Source organism: Cohnella herbarum, from assembly GCF_012849095.1.
GTDB classification, from domain to species: domain Bacteria; phylum Bacillota; class Bacilli; order Paenibacillales; family Paenibacillaceae; genus Cohnella; species Cohnella herbarum.
In genome coordinates, this window is sequence record NZ_CP051680.1 from 3,968,752 (window position 1) to 3,990,098 (window position 21,347).

Sequence of the window (21,347 nt, forward strand, 5' to 3'; positions counted from 1 at the left end):
AATGACTGCTGTAATTGTTTATTATCCATTCGCATCTTCATGCTCATCGTAACGGAAATAATCGAAGTCGGCGTGCATGCCTTCTCCGCTTAAGTCTTGGACGCTCATCCCAATGAAGTTGCCTGTAAAACGAATATAATCCGCAAATTCATCAGATAAATGGCTGACATCAAGCTCTGGACCAATACCGTTCCATTCCCCATCCTGCACTGCGTACATGAACCTAGCTTTGTCTCGCTGAATCATAACTTTCAAATGGTATGTACCCTCGCCAAGCGGGATATCCCCTTCCAGTATTTCATTGTAGACTCCATTTATCGATTGAATAATCCCTATGCATATGCCTAATTCCTCATGATGCGTCACGCGCAAATAGACATAATCGCGAGTATCGTAGAACAGAATTAATCCCGCCATTTGCTGATAATGCTCTGGTCGGTATTCCATCGATATCTCAGCTTCACAATACATCGATTGTTGCCGACGCGCGACAAGACTTTGGCGATGCGTTGAACTCATGGACTCTTGGCCCCGCAGCCGCAACCAGCCTGATCTTGCTGTTAAGGATAGCCAATCCGGGCTTGCAGGTATGCGAAGGGTGTTCCATTGCAGCCCAAGCTCCGTGTTATCAAAGTGATCTATGCTGGGTTCAACTGGAAAAGGATGTGATGGCAATTGGGGTGCTTGCACGACTGTTTGCGGCCAATTGTTTCCTCCATCAACGGCAATCCAATCCTCTTCCGTCCAATGACAGCGCTGAATGGCGGTTTCTCTGCCGAGCATGCATAGTTTATCCTTCACAGGACGACCAACGAGGTGAACCATATACCACTCGCCCGTCTGCGTTTCTACCAATGAAGCATGTCCCGCTTTCTGCAGCTCCAGTTCCGGTTTGCCGGCAGAGGTTAAGATCGGATTCGCGGGATCTACCTCATAGGGACCGTCGATATGCCGAGAACGCGCCATCGTTACAGCATGTTCATATTGCGTTCCGCCTTCTGCTGTCAGCAAGTAGTAATATCCATTCCGCTTATATAAGTGCGGTCCTTCGGTAAGTTTAAGCTCTGTGCCTTGGAAAATATTTTTCTTAGGACCGATAAGCTTCTTCTCTTCCTTCGAATATTCCTGAAGAACGATGCCTGCGAATGAGTTTGTCCCTTTCCTATGATCCCAGATCATATTGACAAGCCATTGTCGGCCATCCTCGTCATGAAACAGGGAAGGATCGAACCCGCTGCTGTTCAAATAAATCGGCTCTGACCAAGGTCCCTTAATATTATTGGCCGTCACCATATAATTATGGGTATCCTTGAAAGCTCCCATACGACTCTTTACATCCGTATATATAAGATAGAAAATGCCGTCATGATAGCTTAAGCACGGCGCCCATGCGCCTCCCGAATTAACATTTCCCTCCATATTCAATTGAGAGGAGCGTGTCAATATCGATGTGAGCGGGTGCCAATTTACCAAATCTTTGGAATGGTGAACGAGTACCCCAGGAAACCATTCGAATGTCGAAGTCGCAATATAAAAGTCTTCTCCTACTCGCACGATAGACGGATCAGGATGAAATCCCCGTAGTATTGGATTGCTAATCACACTTTCGACTCCCCTTCATTGTCCTGATTAGCTGTCCATAATCTCACGACCTTCTGCCGTGTTCATGCCTACTTCAAGCAGCTTTACGATCCGATCTACATCGTAGACGCATCCCCGCCATGTGCCGCCGCTCGCTGCTTGCAGAGCTGCCCATAGACGCGTATCGTCAGGAAGCTCCGGGTCTTTCGCGAGATCTGGATGGGGCAATCTGGAAGCTAACACTTTCGTTCCGGCATCCGAATCCTCCGGTTCCTCGCTGCTGCCTACCATGTCGATAGTCCCCTCTAATCGATGTAAATCAATACGAATATCGATCCAATCGCCATTGCGAAGCTTGCCAACCGGTCCGCCAGCAAGGGCTTCGGGTCCAATATGCCCAATACAAGCGCCAGTTGACACTCCTGAGAAGCGAGCGTCCGTCAGCAGCGAAACTTCTTTGCCAAATGGCAAATGCTTAAGAGCTGAAGTCAGTTGATACGTCTCCTCCATCCCGGTACCCGATGGACCGCGTCCCATAAGCACCATAATGTCCCCAGCCACGATGCCTTTGTTCTTAATCGCTTTGATAGCCGCGCGTTCAGTCGTGAACACTTTCGCCCTGCCAACGTGCCGATAGACGCCATTGCTGTCAACCCTTGACGGGTCAATAGCTGTAGATTTGATGACAGAGCCTTCGGGACAAATATTTCCAGTCGGGAAGGTCACAGTCGAAGTTAATCCTGCTTGTTTGGCACGCTCCGGACTGAAAATAACGCGATCGGGGTCGATCCCTTCGTTCTCCAGCAAATGCCGGCGCATGTGGTGACGTCGTTCTGACGATTGCCACCAATCCAGCGTCTCGCCAATCGTATTCCCCGTTACCGTAAGCGATTTCTCATCCAATACGCCTAACTTGCGCATATGCAGCATAACCTCGGGCACGCCGCCGGCAAGGAAAGCTCTTACTGTCGGGTGATGCTCAGGTCCATTAGGAAGAACGCTGACTAATCGCGGAACATTGCGGTTCATCTCTGCCCATTCAGCGACCGTTGGTATGGAAAGCCCAGCTGCATGTGCGATTGCAGGAATATGGAGCAGCAGATTTGTAGATCCGCCAAAGGCTGCATGAACGGCCATCGCATTACGAATGGCGCGATCGGTAATAATCATACCTGTCGTCAATCCGCTTTCCGCCATTTTGAGCGCAGCTCTCGCGGATTGCCTAGCCATTTCCTCCCACACCGGCTGTCCTGACGGTGCCAGTGCAGCATGAGGTACGGTCAACCCAAGAGCCTCCGCTATAACCTGCGCAGTTCCCGCCGTACCTAGGAACTGGCAGCCTCCGCCAGGCGTTGCGCAAGCACGGCAGCCAAGTTCAGCCGCTTCCTCAAGCGACAGTTCACCATTCGTATATCTCGCGCCAATCGTTTGAATCTTGCCTGCGTCCTCCCCATTGGTCGGCGGAAGAGTAACGCCGCCTGGAACGATTACGCCCGGAAGTTTGCCCATCCCTGCCAGAGCCAGCATCATGGAAGGCAAGCCCTTGTCGCATGTGCCTACTCCCAGAACGGCCGAGCGTTGCGGCAAGGAACGAATAAGACGTCTTAATACCATTGCAGCATCATTTCGGAACGGCAGTGAATCGAACATTCCTGTCGTCCCTTGAGAACGGCCATCACAAGGATCGCTTACGAAGCCCGCGAAGGGAACTCCGCCATGGCTCGCGACTTCTTCAGCTGCTGCTTTCATCAAGATTCCAACTTCCCAATGGCCTGTATGATAACCAAGCGCAATTGGACGTCCGTCTTCATCTCGAATGCCACCTTGAGTTCCAAGAATGAGTATTTGCTTTCCCAGAAGTTTAGCAGGATCCCATCCCATACCGACGTTCTGCGTTAAGCCGAATAGATCACCGCTTGGTGAATGGCGCAGCATATCCGGTGTTAGCGGCAATGAGCCGCTTGGTCCCGAAGCATGTGTATAGATGTCAAAGTAAGAACTCAAGTCCTTACCCATAATCGTTTCGAAACCCGAAGACATACTTACCCCATCCATTCCTTGTGTAGTCAGTCGTTAAGGCTTAATGAATACGGTTTTAATCGAAGTATAAAATTCGATTGCTGCTTGGCCCTGCTCTCTTGAATGCGAGCTGGACTGCTTCATGCCGCCGAACGGTGCTTGAAGTTCAACTCCGGCCGTTTCCGCGTTAATACGTACAAGACCCGCTTCCATTTCTTGAACGAACATCAATGCGTTACCGATATTACGAGTATAGATCGATGCGCTAAGACCATAGTTCGTATCGTTCGCTAGTTCTACGGCTTCTTGAATGTCATTCACTTCGATTAATGTAAGTACAGGTCCGAATATTTCTTCTTGAGCAATGGACATTTTTGAAGTTACTTTATCAAAAATCGCAGGCGTAACGTAGAAGCCATTGGATAAGGCACCGTCTATTGGTCGTGTGCCGCCATGTAACAATACGGCCCCTTCTTCAACGCCTTTACGGATATAAGATAGAACCGTTTCCATTTGCTTTTCGTTCGCGCAAGGCCCAAGCCATGTTTGTCCATCCATTCCATTTCCAACCTTTAATTCGGAAACCTTTTGTAGCAGCTTCGACTTGAACTCCTCGTAAACATCCTTTACCACGATGACTCGACTAGTCGCAGTACACTTTTGACCCGTTGAACGAAGGCCTCCGCTAATGGTCGCATCAACCGCCAGATCAACGTCGGCATCCGCAGCGACTATGATCGGGTTTTTGCCGCCCATCTCTAGCTGGTACTTAGCTCCGCGTGCTAGCGCTGCTTGCCCTACCGCTTGACCAACCGCATTGGAGCCAGTGAAGGTGATTCCGTTAATATCGACATGTTCAGCAATACCTTGTCCAATGACGCTTCCGCTCCCAACGACCATATTCAGGACGCCTGCCGGCAAGCCGGCATCATGGAAGCATTGCATTACTTTCGCTGCTGTAACCGCTGTTTCCGTTGCCGGCTTCCATACGACCGAGTTGCCATATATTAATGCAGGTGCCAGCTTCCAGATGGGAATTGCAACCGGGAAATTCCAAGGGGAGATCACCCCTACCGTTCCGAGCGGAGATCTAGTTGTATACAAGAAAGCATCCGCATCGGAAGAAGGGATAACATCGCCTATTTTACGCATGCCCTCTCCTGCATAATAACGGAGAATGGCTACACCGCGTGCTGTTTCGCCTTTCGCCTCGGGTAATGTCTTCCCCATTTCCAATGTCATCGCTTCACCGATTTCATTTATTCTGCTTTCCATAATATCAGCAACTTTGAATAACAGATTGCCCCGTTGCGTTCCGGCAAGCTTACGCCAAGCGAGCTTGGCTGCCTTCGCGGATGCTACGGCATCCTCTAAATCCTGTTTAGACGAATCTGGGATTATACCTACGATTTCATTCTTATTTGAAGGATTAATACTCTTCTGCGTTCTGCCGCTCTCGGAGCTCCTCCATTCTCCATTAATGTAATTGTCATATACCTGGGCGTTTATGTCGGTCATTTTACTCATCCTCTCTCGTATTCATTTCTTTTTAGCCCATTACAGCAGTATTCACTAGAGTTCCAAGGCTTGTGATTTCAATTTCAATGATATCCTCTGGAGCAAGCGTGAATTGATTCGGTGGAACGATGCAAGTGCCCGTGAGGAGAACCGTGCCATCGAACACAATATTATCCCTAAGCAAGAAGGATACGAGTTCATCCAGCTTACGCTTAAGCTGCCCCGTACTTGCTGACTCATCGACCACTTGATTTCCATCTCTATAGATTCGCAAAGTGATCTGCAACTGATAGGGATCTTGAACCGTTTCGGCTAATCGGATACTCGGACCGATCGAGCAAGATTGCTTCCAGACCTTGGCTTGCGGAAGATATAACGGATTCTCTCCTTCAATATCGCGGCAGCTCATGTCGTTGCCAATGATGTACCCTACAATATCTCCGCGCTTATTCAGTACCAAACCAAGCTCTGGCTCGGGAACTTGCCAGTTCGAGTCGCTCCTTAAGCAAACCTGATCAAGATGGCCGACCGTTCGGGCCGCAGTAGATTTCATGAATAATTCCGGTCTCTCCGCATCGTACACCTTATCATAGAAGGTGAATGCATCCAGCTTGCCGCCTGTCGCCTCATAATTCCTTGCTTCCTTGCTGCGCTGATAGGTTACACCGGCCGCCCATACCTCTGGGGCATCTACGGGAATAAGTAATTCAAGACTTTCAAACTCCCTATCCAGCGGCTGAGTTGAACGGATTAGATCGTTCACGTCTTCTAGCGGTGTTTTCCCGGCTTTCTCAACTCGTTCAAGGAATGATATAAAGTCCGAATCCTTCAATGTGTATACCTTATCTTTGTCAGTTACCGCTGCCATACGTTGTTCTAAGCCATCTTGATATCGAATAATTCTCATTTTAACCGCTCCTTGTTTTATATTATAAAACGACGTTCTCGTAATTGGCCAAAAAACAACCTATGCTTGAGCCTATCCTTATTGCCGATAACCTAGCTGCCGAGAAATTTCACTCTTTTCCTGCAGAAGCAAGTCGATTAATTGGGCCAGTTCTTGATCATCAACGTATGCCACCATGGTGGATATACTCAACGCTGCTATCACTTGTCCATTATGATTGTATATCGGAACAGCGGCACACCGGACCCCTGGCTCATTCTCCTCATTATCAATCGCATAGCCCTGCTTCCTTACTTGCTCCAACTCTGCTAAGAATGCTTCGAGGTTGTCGATCGTTTTATCCGTATGTTTTACAAACGTATGACCTACCATCATCTGCGTCTGTTCATCGATAGTCCGAAAAGCCGCCAATACCTTACCCACAGCGCTACAATGCAAAGGTATTCTGCGTCCGATACGCGAATACCGAATTGCCGCCTTATGCCCTTCTACTTTATCAATGTATATGCCTTCTTTCCCATCCAAAATGACCAAATTCGTCGTTTGGCCGGTGGCAGTAGACAAAGCTCTTAGATGGGGTCTAGCGGTTTCTCGAATATCGAAATGATTAAGAAGCAATTGTCCCTTCTCTATAAACCTTAATCCAAGGCGGTACTTCCCGGTCTGCTCATCCTGAACGATGTAATGGTGAGCTTGAAGCGTTTTTAACAGCGAATGGACCGTGCTCTTATGCAATTTCATTTCCGAACTTATTTCAGATAGCTTGTACTCCATATGATGATCATCGAACAAGTCGATAATTTGCAATGCTCTATCCAATGCTTGAATGATCGGCATGTTTCTTCTCTGGCCCCCTCCCGATTTTGTTTTATATTATAGAACGGTGTTCTGTAATATTCGCAATTAAATAGTAGCAAACAATAATTATGATGTCCATCTTTTTTGAACACGTAGAGAAATTGCTCTTCACCGCGGAGTTTCGCCTCCCCAAAGGCTCCGTGTCCCTACAACCGCCCTCCCAGGAGAAAGCGCACGACTTCGAAGCGACAGCCAAACATAGCACCGCGGTGTTCGCGGGATACAGACGGCCGGTTTGGGACTCAGAGTGTGTACTACCAAAAAAGAATCGGCCTGTGACCTTCAGTTCCAGTAGGAACACGCAGATTCACAGGCCGAGTACACTTTCGTTCATGGTGGCGACCGTCAGGCCGTGTTAGTTTGGGACAACCCCTCGTCTAATTTTACATTACTTGCTCTTCTGTACCAGCATCTTCAGTAGCACCGTTACTGACTCTGCTCTTGTCGTTTTATCGCCTGGAGCAAATGCGTTTGCGCCTTTACCTTCGATAATGCCCAGCTTTTTCATGGCCGCTACTGTGCCTTTCACCCAGTTCGGAATGTCCTTGTCGTCCGCGAAGCCCGTTACCGTAGCCGCATTAATCGACTGACCCAACGCTTTGGCGATCATCGCCGCCATCTCGGCGCGCGTAATCTCTGCGTTCGGACGGAACGTGTCGTCGGCGTAGCCATTAACGATGCCTGCCTGTACTGCTTGCGCGACTGCTTTGTTCGCCCATGTTAGCCTCCGCCCAGTGACCGGAAATATCACTGAAACCGATCGGCTCTGTGGGCGTTCCTTCCGTCGGTCCAACGATGAGTACAGCAAAATTCGTAAAGTGATTGACTTCTACAGTGATGGTATTACCCTCTACCTTACCGCCGACTTCTACCCGTGCCTTCTTCGTTTCGACATAGTAGAAGACGGAAGGCTTTTGACCCTTCTTCAAGCTTTTCGGATCGAAGGTCCTTCATTTACAATACAAGGAAGCGATACATAGATGATCGATCCCGTCTTGCCGTCGCTCTCCGCTCGAACCGTTACTGGAGGGTAAGCAATCGCTGGACGACCAGCAACGATCGAATACCGAAGCGGGCTTGCACCGCTTAGTTATCGTCCATGCCGGGCGCACACCTAGAAAAATAGCAGCGTAAGGGAGATAATCTCTACGCCGCTATCTTTTCATAAACCGATCTTTAGATTAGATTGGGTGACGACGCCAGAGGACTGCTCCTGCCACGGATTTCTCCCTATTTATACACTACTCATAGTGAATCCAACAACTTCTTCAACTGTGGGTTAAGCTCCAACACATTCAAGATGATCTGCAACGCTTCTGCACGTGTGGCATTGCCTTTGGGATCGAATCTTCCATTACCTTTTACCGCTTGCCTTCTTCACACTTATTCATCCCTTCTCGCTCGTAGTTGTATTGAATCTCTTTCACTACCCTACTGCTCTCTCAATCAGTTAAAGAGTTTATAGCATTTTATCATGGTAGATGGGACCATTTGTGAATTACAAAGAAAACTTTAAGTTCGCGCTTACAACACAATCTCTTGGAAAGCGTTCATTAGACGAAGCTAGCGGAAAGAACAATAAAAAGGTCAACAGCGTCAAGTCATAGCTCAACGTTGCGACCCATTTTTCAAGAATATTTCACCCTGCTTATGGTAGGCTACCAACCTTAGCGCTATGTTCGCGCTTGCAACGCACTTCTGGCAAACAGCATATAACCGGCTCCTCGAATCGTAATGATTCTCTCAGGACTGGCAGGGTCAGCCTCGATTTTTTTGCGCAAATTGCTGATGTGTACAGCGACCGTTCTCGTATCCTCTAGACTCTCCGTTCCCCAAGTAAACTGAAACAACGCATCGACACTGACGACACGATTCACGTTTAGTGCCATATAGGACAGTAGACTGAACTCTTTTTTCGATAATAAGATGGTTTCACTACCCATGTTGACGGACTGGGCGTAGAAATCCAGCGTTAAACCCGGTAATTCCATCAGTTGTTCCCTTCTGCCCGTCGACACTCTGCGAAGGTGAGCCTTGATCTTGGCCATGAGTACGCCCGGACTGAACGGCTTGGTCACATAATCGTCGCCGCCATAGGATAACGCACTGATTTTGATCTCGTCTTCCTCACGGCTGCTCAGAAACACGATCGGCGCATTCGTGTAGCAGCGTGCGCTCCTGCACCAATCAATGCCGTTTTCATTAGCCAGCAGGACATCCAGTACAATTAAATCCGGCTCGAAAGTCTCGAGCAGCTTCATGGCTTCTGTCCCGCTATAACTGTAGGAGGATATGAACCCCTCCCTCTCGCAATACGCCTGAACAATCTCGCAGATATGGGGATCATCATCGACGATCATAATTTTGTGCGCGTCCGCCACATCGTCACCTTCCTTCCACCGATGGGGGGCACCATAGCTTCGTTTTCCCCCTGAAGTATGTTAAACTATAGCGATTTTCCTCCTTGTATCTTAACATGGTAGATTAGCCCATTGATGAAACTCAAAGAAAACTTTAAGTTCGAGCTCGAGATAAAGACTATAAGAACGTTGAATCGATGCGATATGATGAACTTAGTTGGGCCTATCAGGATTCTAGCAAAATAGCGGCGTAAGGGAGGTGATCCCTGTAAAAAAGTGTGTATTTTATCTAAGATTTTTAATCCGATACGTCAAAATCCCCCCGTTAAACACCAAACTATCGGGGAGCAATATTTCATACCCCTAGCCTCGAATGGTATGGGTGATTGGACAAACGGAAACAAAACCCATCGTCTCATTGAATGCTTGTGGTGAAAGCACGATTGCAGACCTTCTCCCGTCCTGTTCTTGACCTGCTTGAGGATTAAAGTTTATCCACACTAGATCTCCTCGGTCTGCACTCATCTAAAGCAATTCCTTCCCTTCTACTCCGAAATCAACTTCGTCATGGCGATTATCCGATGTTAACGGTTAGAACAGAAAAAAAAGGCTTCTCCGAAGATTTCACTTTGGAGACAGCCTCATGATATCTGCTTGTTGTACGATCGCAATACTGCCCTTCACCCATGCCGGAATGTTCCCACAAATACTAGCTAAGCGAATCCAACAACGTCTTCAACTGTGGGTTAAGCTTGAGCACATTCAAGATGATCTGCAACGCTTCTGCTCGTGTGGCATTGCTCTTGGGTAATACTGTATAACCGGTGAAATCTTGCGTCTCGTCTGGGAAGCTAGTGGCGTATGCCTTCATCGTTACCATCCCGGATAGCATACCTACAATTATATCCTTTATCTATAAATTGTTGTTCATTACCTGTATCGAGTTAATAAAGCAAATTCACGACCCATTCGCTTTGTTTCGGCATAACCGTTTGCATCAATGACTGGTACATCGCGAATTGCTGCACTTGGCGAGCCTTAGAGTTCAGCAAGCTGCTTGCCGGGACTTCATTGTATCTTTCCGCTGCTGAGGATAGACGGTCAGCTAGGCCATAGTTCCCGCTAATCGCTTTCGTTGTTTGTTCGAAATTCGAGCTTAAGCTCTTCTTTAGCTGCTCTTCATCCAGCTTGAGAGTACCATCGCCATTACGGTGAATACCGATTCGCTCATAGGTAGATGAGCTGACTAACGATTCCATGCTTTTACGGACAGTTGAATTCATGACTCCACCGGCTTCTTTCAAGCGATCATGCATCGTATTGTAACTCGACACCAGATCTTTAACTTGTGCGATGACTTTGTCTTCGTCCGGTTTGATTCGTATATTCACAGTGTCCGTTGACGGGGCTAATAGTGTCGCCGCAGCTTTACCCTTCTCCAGATCAATCGTGTTCGACTGCGAAGTTTGAGTTGTGCCGCCATTCACGCTGTAGGACGCATTCAACGCTAGTTGCGTTGCATCCTGAACGCCGGTTGCCGACATCGCGTTGCCGGTAATATCTTCAACCTCGAATGCCTGATCCGCTCCTGTCTTGTCGCTGCTTAACTCAAGCTTCTTATTGCCTGTTTTATCATCCGTGACAATACTGGCGGTTACGCCCGTCTTCGCTGCATTGACCGCATCTTTCAGCTTGGTCAGCGCTTGATCGTTTGTATCATTATCAGAGATAACAGCCGATACCTTCGTAGTCTTGCCGCCTATCGTAATGTTGAACTGATTGGTGCCTCTGCTTGCAACGGACGTGTCTACTTTAGACAAAAATGTTCCACTGTTCGTTTGGGAAGTCGCGATCGCATTCACTTTAACTTCATAAGTTTTGCTCGCAGCTCCGGCCGATGCAGTTGCAGTAACCTTCTTGCCGTCCGATGATTCCGCCGTCCTTGCTTGGAAAGATGAATGATCCTTCTGCATTATTTTTTGCGCCGATGCTTGCATATCCTGCGCAGATTTCAAAAAATTCGCAATCCCGGTTGCTGCTGTCTTGATATATTGCTCATATGGCTTGCTCTTCACAACGTAATTTGATAAGAAAGACTGGTTCGCACTCTGATTACTAGATGACAGGAAGCTCAAAGGCTTCGTTCTGTTAATCGGATACATCGAGTTATACGAGTTAATCGATAACGTCATCCATCTATCCCTCCATCTCACCTCAGTGAGGCATACTTGCTCGATCGCACGAACTCTTGATAGGCCTCCCGAATCGCGTTCGTGCGCATCAGCAGCTCCTCGGAACCACCATGCTTCAGTTGCCCAGCAATCTGCATCAGCTTGAACGTGTTGTAATAGTTCGCATCCGCTTTGCTACGGCTATGCTGCAATGCGTCCTCATACGCTTGGCGTTCCATCGAGAGGCTCATTGCTTGGTCATATAGATTGGGATCATGTCGCTGTAAGTAGTCCATTTCTTCGGTGCGTAGCTTCTTGCCCAGCATGAGTGTATTTCGAATAGATGCCAAACGCGACTGATCCTTCGTCGCATGTGCGTCCTTGCATTGCTGCATTGCTTTGATATAATCACTGACCGGTTGTACGGATTTAATATTCACGCCATTCCCCCCGTCAAAAACTTACAAATATTACTTCTAATTTATCATAGTAGATCGGCCCATTTGTGAAATGTAAAGAAAACTTTAAACTCGCGCTTGAAGATGCGATAGGATGAACTTAGTTGGGCCTATCAGGATTCTAGAAAAATAGCTTAGAGTTGCTGAATAATTGTCCGGTTAACGGTTATTTCGCGCTTGCACGCACTTCTGGCAGCCAGCATATTGCCCGCCCCCGAATCGTAACAATTGGATTGGCAGCGTCTGAGGCTAGTTTATTAGTTTACTTCGTTGCTACATTAATGAACTCACTGTGGAGTGCTACGATAAAAATGCAGTCGAAAAACACCCTCGTATGAAATAAAATGAAAGCTGACGAGGGGACGAGAGACAATGAATCAGTACGACAAAGCATTCAAAGAAGAAGCAGTCAGATTGAGCGATGAAATTGGACCAAAGAAAGCCGCCGAGCAGTTGGGCGTAGCCTACCACACCTTGCAAGGATGGAGAAAGCAAAGAACCCTGCACGGCGACGGAGCGCATATCGGGAGCGGACGCGCTTATGCATCTGCCGATAAGACTGCGCGAGAAATCGAATTAGAAAAAGAAATAGGCGAGTTGCGCCGAGCGAATGAAATTCTCAAGGATGCACTCGGTTTTTTCGCAAAAGACCGGAAGCGGTAAAGGCATGCCAGCTCTATCTTTACATCTGTAAACGACGGGATCGATGGACCGTCAAGGAGATGTGCGAAGTACTTGCTGTCAGCGAATCGGGCTATTACCGTAGCTTGAAGCCTACGCCCAAACAGGAGCGGCAGCAACGTCTTCTGGTCAAAATCAAAGACATCATTGGAGAACATGACGACAACAGTAACTACGGCGTCCAGCGTATACTGCTGGCGCTGTTACAAATAGAGATCACGACGAGCTACAGCACCGTCTATCGCATCATGAAGATGCACGGTCTGCTGAAGAAAGCCAAGCGTCATCCAAACGGCATTACACGCGAGGATGCCGCTGCTCAAAAGAGCGAGAACCTGATCCAGAGAGACTTTAAATCCACAGCACCCAACCAAAAGTGGCTGTCGGATATCACCGAAGTCCCTTGTTCGGACGGCAAGCTATATCTATCCGCGGTACTGGATTGTTTCAACGGAGAGATCGTGGGCCTCGCCATGGACGACAACATGCGCAAGGAACTCTGCATCCAAGCCTTTGAGAATGCCTGTAAAGCAAGAAATGCCCGCGGAATGATTTATCACAGCGATCGAGGCAGCCAGTTTACGAGCCAAGCTTTCCGTGAGAGTCTGGCTAACTGCGGCGCCATTCAAAGCATGAGCGGCACGGGGCGCTGCTATGATAACGCAAGGATGGAAAGCTTTTTTGCTACGTTAAAGAAAGAGAAGCTGTACAAGATCCGAACGGAGCACTATCCGATGGCCTATATTAAATCAATCATCTTCAGGTACATCATGGTCTACTACAACAGGCGGCGGATCTACACCTCTAATCCAGGGGGCTGGCCGCCAGCTATCTATCGTGAAAGAATGCTGTCAAAGGCAGCGTAGCAACGGGGGTTCCGTATGAGTGTGTTTTCAAACTGCACTTTTTTTGACAACTCCACTGTAGGGTTACTACTCAGGTCACTCTTCTTGCCTTTCTTAGTCCGATACTCTTAGTTGCCAAGGTCGAATGCACCTCTGTGGACGGAAGTATGGTGCGTTCGCTGAAAGTAGGCTAAAAATGTGCCTCGTTGGACGGAAGTATGGTGCGTTCGCTGAAAGTAGGCCAAAAATGTACCTTGTTGGATGGAAGTATGGTGTGTTCGCCGAAAGTAGAATGGACCTAAGCAGTTACCACTGTAGAAGGATATGAACCCATCACGATGAGATCCTTTTTTCCCAATACAAGTTATGGCCTATGCCGGGCTCACAGAAGAGCAGCCTACTCCGGTGGGAGTAGGCTGCTCTAGTATGTGCTACGAAAGACGGTTACTTGCCGGAATCATGCTTCATCACCGTCAAGTTAACTGGATTACCCAGAGGCTGGTTATCCACATAGAACACATACACGCTGTCGCGGCTGTCTATCGTCATCCCGGTTTGATAAGCTGCTGTTTCGGTGAAGTCGGCATTACCTACAAGCGTCCAACTGCCGCCCTCGTATTTCATCACGGTCGCCTTGTTCCCGTATCCGTAAACGACATAAGGCGTGCCATTGCTATCGAAAGCAATGTTTGAACGGGATTGCCCTGTATTGCCTGTCGCAATCGTACCGATCGTGCCCCAGTTGTTGGAGCCAACATTATACCTGATCACGCTCATTGTTGAATTATTCCTGTAGACGATATACGGCACGCCATTCGGATCAAGCGCAAACGAGAGGGCTTGATTCTCAAGGCTGCCCAGGTTGCTGACAGTCACCCAAGCGCCATTCTCATATTTAGAAACAGTCGCATCCCCGTACAATACTTTTTGGTATAAATAAGGGATGTTGCCTTTGCTAAACTTGATGATTGGAGGCAGCCAACCGCTTACGAGACTCTCGCCGCCAGCTACATCGACCCAACTCGTGCCGTTATTTTTGACTACCCTCGTTCTTTCTGATGATCCATCGTTATGCACGTAAGCGAGATAAGGAACATTACTTCCGTCGAAGGCAAGAGACGGGTTATTCGTGTAGCTTGGAAGTACGTCACTGCCTACGGGCGTCCAGGTTCCAGTGCTAGCGTCATATTTACTTACGACTAGCGCATAAGTGCCTTGAGGCCTATAAACAATGTAAGGAACATCCGCGTTGTCTATGGCAAACTCCAGCTGGTTCCGCGCCCCAGCAAAGGAGCCGATATTGACCCACTCGTCTCCATCATACTTCATCACGTATACAGTGCCATCTAACGCACCAGCAACATAAGGCGTATCGTGACTGTCGAGCGCAGACTTAAATTCGAAAACTTGACCGACCGTATCCCCTACATTTTGCCACGGGGACAGCGTCCACTTCGCGTATACCGTGAGGTCTGCCGTCACCGCTGTATTGAAGTCGTAGACTGGCGAACCCTCGTTGAGACCCACGTACCAGCCTTCGAATCTGTAGCCCTTCCACGTCGGAGCGCTCGGCACCGCAGCCTTGTTGCCAGGACTCACCGTCTGGCTGTTCACGACCGAGCCGCCGTTGCTGTCGAAGCGCACCGTGTAGCTGTTCTCCGTCCACTTCGCGTACAATGTGATATTCTCCGTTACAAGTGTCGTGAAGCTGTAGCCTTCACTCAGACTACTGTCGCTGTACCAGCCGTCGAACGAATGCCCCGAACGGATCGGGTTGGCAGGCGCCGCAGCCACATCCCCTTCATTCACCGTCTGAGCGTCCACTGCCGAGCCGCCGTTACTCTCAAAGCTCACAGTATAGGTAGCGATCCACTTCGCATACAGCGTGACATTCGCCGTTACCGGGGTCGTAAAGCTATAGGCTTGACTATGCCCCGCATCTCTGTACCAGCCGCTGAACACATGCCCGGAACGGGTCGGATCGGCAGGCTTCGCAGCCGTGTCGCCGTCATCTACCGACTGGCTTCTCACCGTCGACCCTCCATTGCTATTGAAGCTCACGGTGTAACTGTTCTTCGTCCACTTCGCGTACAACGTAAGATCCTCTGTTACTCCTGCGGTAAAACCATAAGGACTTGTCAAGCCGCTATCGCTGTACCAACCTCCGAACGTATGCCCCGATCGCGTCGGAGCAGCCGGTGCCTTAGCCACAGCCCCTTCGTTCACCGTCTGGGCCTCCACCGTCGAGCCGCCGTTGCTCGCGAAGCTTACCGTGTAGGTTGTTTTCAGATCCATCGTCCACTTGGCATACAACTCGATATCGCCCGTCACCACCTCTGTGGTGAAGTCGTAGACGGTCGTGAAGGCTTCATCGCGGTACCAACCGCTGAACACATATTCTTCCAGCGTAGGAGCGTCAGGCGCTATCGCCTTGGTGCCTTCATTCACCTTCTGGTCCGCTACCGGCGATCCGCCCTTGCTGTCGAAGCTTACCGTGTAGCTGCGCAGCCACTCCGCATACAACGTGAGGTCGCCCGTCACCTGTGTCGCGAAGTCGTAGGCGTTCGTCAGAGCGCTATCGCTGTACCAGCCTCCGAATACCCAATCGTTCTTGGTCGGTTCGACGGGTTCGCTTGCCAGGAAGCCGTAACCGATCGTCTGTGCAGCCACCGCCGACCCGCCGTTGCTATCGAAGCTCACCGTGTTGGTGTTCAGCGTCCACTGTGCGGTGAACTGGACATCCTCCGCCGGCATCGTAGCCGGAGGAATCGGCAACCAGCCTGCGAAGGCATACCCTTGCCGTGTCGGAATACCGAGAGAGATCGTGGCGCCCAGCGGAACCTCAATGACCCTCGTCGCTACGCCGGAACCGTTGTAATCGACCGTCATCGTATGCGCATCGCGCTTGTAGTACACCTTCAGCAACGTTGTGCCGTCGCCTGCGATCAGGCGCTCAAGCACCGTTCCGGGAACGCTGTTGTCGAAGCTGAAGCCCGGATAGGACTTCAGCGTGACATTCGTCAGATTCGCCTCAGCACCGGTGATCCCGTAATAGGATTCCGTATCCGCCACCGTGTAGGTGTCGCTCGCAATATTTTGCTTCAAGTACACGACTTTATAAGGCGTGTTCTCGCGCGCAGTCCACGTTGCAGTGTAGGTAGTGTCGGAAGTCGGCATGAGGCTCGGCGCCTCCGGCGACCACCCGGCGAACGTATAGCCCATTCTTGTCGGCACAGGAATACGCGCGGCAATATTTTTACCGAACAGTGCCGTGATCGACGCTGCAGGAGCGCCCGCATAATTCAGGTTGAACGTCATTGTTCGATTCGTCGGATAATAATCCACACGCACTACCGCCGAACCGTCGCCCTTGATGGTCGAACCGCTTGACGTCCCGTTCGCATAGCCTTCACCCTTGAAGCGGTCAGAGTTGATCTGAATCTCCGTATCGGTTGTTCCAGTCAATATTTCCGTATACGCAGGCGATGCCGCCGTTCTGGAGTTCGGCTCTATCAAATAATGCTGAACGGTATACGGCGTATTCGTGTTAGCAGTCCAATGCGCGTACAGTTGGAGATCCCCCGCAGGCATTCGACTCGGAATCGTCGTCTTCGTGCCGTCGACAGCCTCCGTAAACCAGCCGTCAAAGGTGTAGCCCGGATATACCGGGGTCGCCGCGCTAATCGCCGTGTTAGGTGCGCCAACGATAACCTCCGTCACTCCGCCATTCTGCGGGTCCAGCTGCAGGACATATTCCCCTGCCCTGATGCGCCATGTCACCGGAATCGTACGCTTGAGCGGCTCAGACCCGAACGACAGCGGCGCCCCCTTCCACGTAATGACCAGGTTCCCCTTGCTCAGCGGGCTGTTTGTATTCAGCACCTCAATCTTGCGGGTCGCCGGGTCATACTTGAAATTCGCATGATCCACCTGAATATCGAACCGCGAAGCGTCATACGTCTGAGTATCGGTGCCGCCTGACTTCAGATCAAACATACTCATCTCGAGCAACATCTTCGGCACAGTGAGAGATGACGCAGAGCCTGCCAAGTTCAGCTCAGGCGCCTCATCCTGCGGATAGGCAAATTCTACAACATTCCGCTGCTCCCCTACCGTGTACAACGGCCATGTATTCTCGTATACCGGTATACTGCCCGAGAGCATCCCATCGCCCAATTGGGCGCCTATTGCAGTCTCCAGATAGATGCCGATCTCTACATACAGAGCGCCCATGGACCGGGTGGTCTGCTCCCCATTCAGTTGCTTCAACTGATAGTAGAAGTACCCCCACAGATTCACGTACGCGCCGGCTTCAATAGACACCCCGATGCTATTCAGCTCAACACTTCCAACCCCCGCTTTAAGCTCCAGCAGAACACCCGCCCGCAGTCCGAGCGTACCCATCACATAGAAGGTAAACTGGTAATTGCCGTCGCCCGGCAAGCTTACGGTTCCGCTCGAGCCCCTGAAACCAAGCACGTGCACGGTAACCGAGTAGCGTTTGGCTGTCGTATAGTTGAAATCAGCCCCGATCGTCAGGTTCACATTGGCGCTGACCACAAAGTTGGCTTCGAAATTGACTTCAATGATGCCATAAACCACGCGCACGCTCTTCTCGAAGAGCTTCTTCTTGATTAACGGAACCCAATCCGTCTCGTTCTCCATCATTTCTTGATACTGTGCCTTCAGAGATTCCGCATCTACGCTGGTATCCTGCACACCATCAATTAACGCTTTAATCTCTGTCGCGATGTCACGAACCTTGCCTAGCATACCGCCAGTAGCTGCTTTATCCCAGTCGTCCAGCGCATCCTGCAGCTTATCGTGTTCGACGGTAGCAATCTCCGCTGTAACGTTGATCCCGGTATAGGTATAGGCATCCAGATTAGCGGTGATCCGATAATCTCTCGGGTAAGGCACGCAGAGGAACCAAACACATGCCTCCCCCCATTCCGTCCCCCCATTGATGCCGAGATTCAAGGCGATCTCCTGAAGGAACGTACCGGTCATATGGATGACGAGGTCGCTCTCTTCATGGATCCGAATGACAATGTCCGCTCCGATCTGAAGCGTAGCGCTGACTCCGGAGGTTTGTCCGGCAATATGCTTCACTCTCGTGCCTAGCGAAGGGACGACGGTCAGATTCTCTACACTGACTTTGCCCGCACCTTTTGAGGCCGATAGCATATTCACTTCCATCTGCGTCTTGAAGCCATTCGTCTCCATAGCCAGGGCAGACAGATAGTTCGCGGCTTGATCGACGAAGCCGCTGGCGATCGCTTGCTGCTTAATTTGATCTTCAAGCTGCGCAATCTCTTCATCCGACAATAACTGGTCGCCGTCAATCGCTTGCTGCTGATAGACGTCGAAGATATGCGCGATGTCTTCTTCCGTGACATCGGTATAGGCAATCACATCCATCTCCGCCACAGGCGTAATTGACGTAATACGTCCATAACCGACAACAGCTGTGTTTACTGCACCTTCGGCTAATTCACCCTCATAGAAAGCGATAAAATCGCCTACATCGACGGTAGTGAGCTCATTCAAGCCTATTGATGCATACTGGCTGTCGCTGTAGTTCATCGCGATATGCTCTACCGTGATAGAGTGGTTGCCCGGGTCTCCGTCCGTGTCCGCCTCTACGCTCACAGGCAGAACATCCGGCTTGAACAACACCTGCTTGGCATCCGCGTGATCATAGGTGTAGGTATTGCCGTTCATCGCCGTAATCTGTACATAGGCGACAGCGCCATCGTCGGCACCGGTTGTGTCTACCGTGCGCAGATCGGGGCGAACCCCTTCGTAGATGGCGACGGTATCGCCAACCCGGATTGCGGCGCTTCCGGTATATTCAAAAGTTCCGCCGCCCGCATTCGCGGCAGCAAGACCGTTCTCGCTGTCGCCCACCGTCGTCGTGACCACCGGAATCGCGGGAGAATTCACATCCTTGCCATTAAGCATCATATTCGTGACATCTGCGAAGGGCAGATAAATCATATTCGGATTCAGCGGAACGACCATAACTTCTTCCTTGGCAACGCTAAAAACATAGATACGCGTCGTCGCATCTTGACCTTGGAAAGACAGATTGTCATCCGTCAACGTCAGTTGATAGGTGTGTCCTTCTGTGAACTGACCGCCTTTGGCCGCTAACGAGAAGAGACCATTCGCGCCGGTGACGCTAATCCCCGTAAAATCAGGATTCGAGGTGTCCTCAAACTTCATAAGCTCTTGCACCTCGGATGCCGTCAGGCTACCAGTCGCATCCGCTATAGCGATGGTGAAGCTCGGAGCGACATCCAGCACGGAGTAGCTCGGAGTGCTCCGTACGGCATTACTCACATTATCGATATACTTCGCGTACAACTTCGTATCGGCAGTGACCGTACTGCCCTCCGTGAAAATAAGCGACAAATCGTTATCCCTGAACCACCCTTGGAAAATATATCCGTCTTTCGCCGGGGCAGGCAGGCGGCTCAGCGATCCCCCTTCCTGTACCGTCTGGGCAGCTACTGCCGATCCACCGTTACTATCGAAGCTCACCGTGTAGTTGGCAATCCACTTCGCGTACAACGTCATATCACCCGTTACCGCTTCCGTGAAGCCGTAAGGAATTGTCAGGTTGCTGTCGCTGTACCAGCCGCCGAACGGATAACCTGTCCTTGTCGGCACTTCAGGCATCACAGCCACGGAGCCATCTTTCACCGTCTGGGCAGCTACCGCTGTACCTCCGTTACTCTCGAACGTAAGCGTATATTCGATACCGGTGCTGCCTTCATTTCCTCCGCCGCTGTTGCCGCCTGCATTCCCTCCGCCGCTGTTACCGCCGGCTCCGGGTGTCGGTGTCGGTGTCGGCGATGGCGTCGGCGTCGGCGTCTCTTGATTCTGATTGGCCCACGCCTCCACAACCGCGTTGCTGCGCATGAAGAGAATAGCCGCTTCCGCGCGAGACGCTTGGCCATGCGGGTTGAAGTTGCCATTGCTATCCCCGGCGAACAAGCCTTCTTGCCACAGCCTGACGACCGCATCGGCCGCCCAGGAAGAAACGTTCGCGAGATCGCTCGGCTCCGTAGTTATGCGATTGCTTGATTGATAGGGAATCTGATAGCTTTCAAAATACCGCAAAATCAGCGTCGCCATCTGCTCTCTGGATACGGTTGCATCCGGAGAAAAATTCCGTCCGCCCGTTCCGCCAGCAATCCCTTTCTTAACCGCCCACGCTACATATGGCGCATACCAAATGCCCGCCGGCACGTCGGCAAAGCTCGAGGCGGAATACTCGCTTACATCCACGCCCGCCATTCGTCCAAGCGCGGTCACATACATGGCGCGCGTCATCGTTCCCTTGGGCGAGAAGAGACCTCCGCCCGTTCCGCTGAATATCCCATTCTTCCGGACATAGACGGCCGCTTCGTAGAACCAGTCCGTTGGACGAACATCTTGGAAACCGCTTGATTCGGACGCTGCCGCCTGTTGCACCGACAGTTCGGCCGCTGTCGCCTGCTGTACCGGCAGTGCGGTCACGATCATGCTGATGATCAACATCCACACCAGAATCCTTGATTTCGACTTCCAACCTCGTTTTGTTGCCTTCTTCACGCTTATTCATCCCTTCTCGTAACTGTTATGAATCTCTTCCTGCCCTACTGCTCTTTCATCCCCCATGCTGTCAGGGCTGTCAGATTAATAGCTCTACAGCACCCGTCTCTACTTCTATGTAAATAGATTGGCCTTCGTCTGCTTGTACCGTTTAATCGCCCCCACGTGAAAATTGAATGATATCGCCGACACAGGGAAGTTTATGTCGAATTTTCACCTAGTTTATCATGGTGGATGGGGCCAATTGTGAATTACAAAGAAAACTTTAAGTTCGCTCTTGCGTCCGTTGACGGAGCTGATTACGAAGCTAGCGGAAATAACAAAAAATGGGTCAACAGCGCCAAGTT

General features: G+C 50.3%; 13 protein-coding genes and 1 pseudogene. 2 read left to right on the forward strand and 12 right to left on the reverse strand.

The annotated features are described in order from the left end of the window. Positions 1-21: 21 nt before the first annotated feature. From HH215_RS17030 to HH215_RS17080, 11 genes are all read right to left on the reverse strand, one after another. Positions 22-1,602 carry a glycoside hydrolase family 43 protein gene (locus HH215_RS17030; RefSeq protein ID WP_169281000.1) on the reverse strand — a complete coding sequence of 527 codons (1,581 nt, stop codon included), beginning with the start codon at positions 1,600-1,602 and terminating at the stop codon, positions 22-24. 27 nt (positions 1,603-1,629) lie between these two features. Then, positions 1,630-3,621, reverse strand: a complete 1,992-nt coding sequence (locus tag HH215_RS17035) for a YjhG/YagF family D-xylonate dehydratase (protein WP_169281001.1) — start codon at positions 3,619-3,621, stop codon at positions 1,630-1,632. A 33-nt stretch (positions 3,622-3,654) separates the two neighbouring features. Beyond that, complete coding sequence (gene gucD / locus HH215_RS17040; RefSeq protein WP_169281002.1) at positions 3,655-5,118, reverse strand: alpha-ketoglutaric semialdehyde dehydrogenase GucD; 1,464 nt, start codon at positions 5,116-5,118, stop codon at positions 3,655-3,657. A 31-nt stretch (positions 5,119-5,149) separates the two neighbouring features. Next, entirely contained in the window at positions 5,150-6,025 is an 876-nt protein-coding gene (locus HH215_RS17045) for a fumarylacetoacetate hydrolase family protein (protein WP_169281003.1), read from the reverse strand. Between the two features lie 78 nt (positions 6,026-6,103). After that, positions 6,104-6,862 (reverse strand): IclR family transcriptional regulator, encoded by a 759-nt coding sequence (locus HH215_RS17050; RefSeq protein WP_169281004.1) that lies wholly within the window; start codon positions 6,860-6,862, stop codon positions 6,104-6,106. Positions 6,863-7,271: 409 nt separating this feature from the next. Continuing rightward, a complete protein-coding gene (locus tag HH215_RS17055; protein WP_169281005.1) occupies positions 7,272-7,634 on the reverse strand; it encodes an S-layer homology domain-containing protein in 363 nt (120 codons plus the stop codon). Positions 7,635-8,556: 922 nt separating this feature from the next. Then, on the reverse strand, positions 8,557-9,264 hold the full coding sequence (locus HH215_RS17060; protein ID WP_169281006.1) for a response regulator transcription factor: 708 nt from the start codon (positions 9,262-9,264) through the stop codon (positions 8,557-8,559). Between the two features lie 342 nt (positions 9,265-9,606). Continuing rightward, entirely contained in the window at positions 9,607-9,768 is a 162-nt protein-coding gene (locus HH215_RS17065) for a type II toxin-antitoxin system PemK/MazF family toxin (protein ID WP_169281007.1), read from the reverse strand. A gap of 184 nt (positions 9,769-9,952) precedes the next feature. Continuing rightward, complete coding sequence (locus tag HH215_RS17070; protein ID WP_169281008.1) at positions 9,953-10,135, reverse strand: hypothetical protein; 183 nt, start codon at positions 10,133-10,135, stop codon at positions 9,953-9,955. Positions 10,136-10,187: 52 nt separating this feature from the next. Continuing rightward, complete coding sequence (gene fliD / locus HH215_RS17075; protein ID WP_169281009.1) at positions 10,188-11,435, reverse strand: flagellar filament capping protein FliD; 1,248 nt, start codon at positions 11,433-11,435, stop codon at positions 10,188-10,190. A gap of 17 nt (positions 11,436-11,452) precedes the next feature. Beyond that, the gene (locus HH215_RS17080; RefSeq protein WP_169281010.1) at positions 11,453-11,854 is read right to left on the reverse strand and encodes a hypothetical protein; all 402 of its coding nucleotides are present in this window, start codon (positions 11,852-11,854) and stop codon (positions 11,453-11,455) included. 390 nt (positions 11,855-12,244) lie between these two features. Between HH215_RS17080 and HH215_RS17085 the strand changes: the two genes are divergently transcribed. Then, positions 12,245-12,535, forward strand: coding sequence for a transposase (locus HH215_RS17085; protein ID WP_169280726.1), 291 nt, complete (start codon positions 12,245-12,247; stop codon positions 12,533-12,535). Between the two features lie 11 nt (positions 12,536-12,546). Further along, positions 12,547-13,419 (forward strand): annotated as a pseudogene (locus HH215_RS17090) (IS3 family transposase); the annotation flags it as partial. Between the two features lie 423 nt (positions 13,420-13,842). Here HH215_RS17090 and HH215_RS17095 read toward each other — a convergent pair. Beyond that, positions 13,843-21,000: an InlB B-repeat-containing protein gene (locus tag HH215_RS17095; RefSeq protein WP_169281011.1), complete on the reverse strand. Its 7,158-nt coding sequence runs from the start codon at positions 20,998-21,000 to the stop codon at positions 13,843-13,845. Positions 21,001-21,347 lie beyond the last annotated feature (347 nt).